This window comes from Enterobacter sp. BIDMC 29, from assembly GCF_019378755.1.
Classification (GTDB): domain Bacteria; phylum Pseudomonadota; class Gammaproteobacteria; order Enterobacterales; family Enterobacteriaceae; genus Enterobacter; species Enterobacter ludwigii.
This window is the reverse complement of the sequence record NZ_CP080000.1, coordinates 342,697-343,450: the sequence shown is the minus strand read 5'-3', so window position 1 is coordinate 343,450 and position 754 is coordinate 342,697. Positions and strand designations below refer to the sequence as shown.

1 protein-coding gene is annotated in these 754 nt (G+C 48.4%); it reads left to right on the top strand.

Going from position 1 to position 754, the window contains the following annotated elements; all coding sequences use genetic code 11:
* Positions 1 to 89 precede the first annotated feature (89 nt).
* Positions 90 to 710, top strand: coding sequence for a LysE family translocator (locus JTA15_RS01520; protein WP_219372786.1), 621 nt, complete (start codon positions 90 to 92; stop codon positions 708 to 710).
* The last annotated feature ends 44 nt before the right edge of the window (positions 711 to 754 follow it).

Below are 754 nucleotides of genomic sequence, written 5' to 3'. Positions count from 1 at the left end.
TGAGCGAAGAGCAGACCTTTAAAAACAATATTTAATGGATTGATTGTAGGGAGCTAAATGATTAGCATCTGCTCTTTCGGACAAAGAAAATGACTGTTAACGATTCCCTCTTCGCATTCTCTCTCGCAGCACTGTTACTTACCCTGACTCCCGGTCTTGATACGGCACTTATTCTGCGCACCGCTTGTGCTGAGGGCGGTAAAAAGGCTTTTCACGCTGCGCTTGGCATTGATGCTGGCTGTTTTGTATGGGGCGCGCTGGTTGCGTTAGGTCTTGGTGCTCTTCTGGCGGTTTCAGAGATGGCTTACACTGTGTTCAAAGTTTGTGGCGCGGTCTACCTGAGCTGGCTGGGCTTACAACTGCTGATACGTCCTCGATCATCTTTCAGTGATGGTGATGGCAACAACGTTTCTCAGGGGAACTGGTTTATCAGAGGAATGCTGGGGAATGTGCTCAATCCCAAAATGGGCATTTTTTATGTCTCTTTTTTGCCGCAGTTCGTACCTGCCGGTCACTCACCTTTAATATGGACTTTTATCCTGGTCAGCATCCACGTAGCGATTGGGACTATATGGTCAGTCACTCTCATTTTATCCACGCATTTTGCATCAGCCGTACTGAAGAAAAGTCGCGTTGTCCGGGTGATGGACAGAGCAACAGGGGGCTTATTTTTATGCTTCGCGGCTAAACTTGCTATTAGCACGAGATAGCCTTGGGCTGGCTGGCAATGTCCGCTTCTGGCACAAAGCGGACT